2 protein-coding genes and 1 pseudogene are annotated in these 2,674 nt (G+C 68.8%); all 3 read left to right on the forward strand.

Annotation, left to right across the window (positions count from 1 at the left end; all coding sequences use genetic code 11):
• Positions 1-476 (forward strand): annotated as a pseudogene (locus ACOJVU_RS12040) (hypothetical protein); the annotation flags it as partial.
• Between the two features lie 362 nt (positions 477-838).
• A complete protein-coding gene (locus ACOJVU_RS12045; protein ID WP_421529984.1) occupies positions 839-1,555 on the forward strand; it encodes a DUF6431 domain-containing protein in 717 nt (238 codons plus the stop codon).
• 68 nt (positions 1,556-1,623) lie between these two features.
• On the forward strand, positions 1,624-2,674 hold a 1,051-nt coding region (locus tag ACOJVU_RS12050; protein WP_421529985.1), incomplete at its 3' end, for a PE family protein.

Here is a 2,674-nt window from a genome sequence, read left to right on the forward strand (position 1 = left end):
CCGGTGGTGACGGCGGTGCCGGCGGTGTGGCGTTCAACCTGGGGTGGGGAACCGCCACCGGCGGGGCCGGCGGAGTGGGCGGCGCCGGCACGGTCGATGCCGGAGGCCAGGGCGGCCAGGGCGGCAGTGCCTGGATGGGGCCCTTCAACGTTGCCGTCGACGATTTCGACGGCCTGCTGAAGTACCTGCCCATCGACTGGGGTACCGCCCACGGAGGCGTCGGCGGTGTGGGCGGCAGCGGTGCCACCGTCGGCGGTACCGGGGGGACGGGCGGCACGGGCTACAACTTCTTGACCACCGGAGTCGCCTACGGCGGTACCGGCGGTGCCGGCGGCACCGGTCCTATCGGCGGCGACGGTGGCACCGGCGGCAACGTCTTCGCGTTCACGCCGACCAATGCCACCGTCGGAAGTGGCGGCGCGGCCGGCGGCTCCGGCGGAACGGCCGGTGGCGCCGGTGAGTTAATATCGCCATAGCGAGTCGCCGCGCGGGTAGGGGTTCGAGCGCGCGACCCAGTTTGGGTTGGCGCATCATATTTTTGAGCTCAGTGGAGATCGGATCGTCGACGGCGGGTACGGTCGCCATGGTGATCACGGACCCGCGCCATTGTTGGTGCTGGCAATGCGGTGCCGCCCGTCGATGACGCTCATCCAGTCAGGTTGCTGTCGACTTTGGGGCGGTAGTGACTCGGGTCGCGAGCGCGAGGTTGTCCCGAGTTCTGTGGTGCTTCGCGGGGTTCATTTCCGGTCTCCGTATCGGGAGAGTCGGTGCCGCGAAGCGTCGGCGCTGGCGATCTGGCCGGGCGCGGTACCGGTGTAGTTGTTGACCGTCACGGTGGGTGGCGACCACGGACCGCTTGATCGTCGCCCGAATCGCCGAGCTGGCCGAGGACCATCTCGACGCTGGGACGCTGCACTGCCCACGATGCGCCAGCCGGCTCGCCAAATGGGGGTTTGGACGGTGCCGCACGATCCGCTCCCACGGCAGTACGACAGTGACGCTGCGACCACGGCGGGTGCGCTGCTCGCAATGCGAATCCACCCACATCGTGTTGCCGACGGCATTCCAGGCCCGCCATGGCGACACCACCGAGGTGATCGGCCAGGCACTGCTGCACAAGGTCAACGGCCTGGGCTACCGGCGCATCGCCGCCTGCATCCACCGATTCGAGTCGACCGTGCGGCGCTGGCTACGTCGCGCCACACCCAAGCACCTGTGCTGGATGTACCGGCGTGGCGCGCAGTGGCTGATCGAGGTAGCCCCCGCCGCCTACTGGGACCGCCACCGGCTGGGCTTACCCGACCCGCCCTGGGCGATGGTCGGCATCTACACCCGGGACAACCGGCGGGCGCGCACACCAGGGGTGTCTTTGCCGGCGCTTGGCGAAAGGCGAGAGTCCTATTCTCTCGGCACTGTGGCCGATCCATGCTCGGCTCACCCAGCTTTCGGGTCGAGCGAACTGGGTAGCCTCATTAACATACCGGCTATCACCTTTTCCACGTCAAAACGGAACGTATTGATTAGACGCGTGCGCTATAGTCCTATTATTCTTTAGGTATTCAGTCGTTATTCGGCTGCAGCGTAGGTTATGCGGTGTTTCCGGCGACTCTTCGGAGGTCAGCAATGTCGTATGTCGTCGTCGCGCCAGATGCGTTGACGGCTGCGGCGGCGCAGGTGGCGACCATCGGCTCGTCGCTGGGCGCCGCGAATGCGGCGGCGGGCCTGCCGTTCGTCTGGGTGCCGGGATCCGCCGGTGATCAGATCTCCAAGGCCCTGGCGACGCTGTTTTCCGAGGTGGGCCAGGAGTTCCAGACGCTCATCACCGAGGCCCAGAAGGTCTCGGACCAGATTGTGCAGGCGCTGAACCAGGCGAGCCAGGCGTTCCGGGGTGCTGAGTCGCTTGCCACCGAGGCGTTCAATCCGGCGACGTGGCCGGCCGCGGTGGCTGAGGCCTCAGGGTCGTCGCCGCCGTCGGCGACGACGGAACCGTTGGCGACGGTGATGTATGAGTTGAACCAGACCAGCGACAAGTTGCTGGGACAGCCGCTGTTTTTCGACGGCGCCAATGGGACGCAGGCCAGCCCGAATGGTCAAAACGGCGGCTTGTTGATGGGCAACGGCGGCAACGGCTGGAACTCCACGGTCACCGGTGGCAATGGCGGTAACGGCGGGCTGGCCGGGATCCTCGGTAACGGCGGTAACGGCGGGACCGGTGGCCCCGGTTCGGCCAGTGTGGCCCCTGGTACCGGTGGGACAGGTGGGGCCGCCGTGTGGGATGGCAATGGCGGGACCGGCGGGGCCGGCTGGAACTCCACCATCTCCGGTGTGGACGGCGGCAATGGCGGGGCCGGCGGGCAGGGTGGGTTCTATTCAGGTGTCGGCGGTACCGGTGGTGCTGGTGGGAGCGCGACCACCGCGACCGGCGGCACCGGCGGTGACGGCGGTAACGTGGGCTTTCTCGGGGGCGCCGACTTCGGCTTCGGCACTCCGGCGGGCGCCACCGGCGGGGCCGGCGGTGACAGCAGCACCGGCGCGGGCGGCGCCGGCGGTGCCGGTGGGGCCGGCTTTGCGCTCGGCGGTACCGGCGGGGCCGGCGGCAGCGGCGCCACCGGTGGTGACGGCGGTGCCGGCGGTGTGGCGTTCAACCTGGGGTGGGGAACCGCCACCGGCGGGG

The organism is Mycobacterium sp. THU-M104, from assembly GCF_049197365.1.
Taxonomy (GTDB): domain Bacteria; phylum Actinomycetota; class Actinomycetes; order Mycobacteriales; family Mycobacteriaceae; genus Mycobacterium.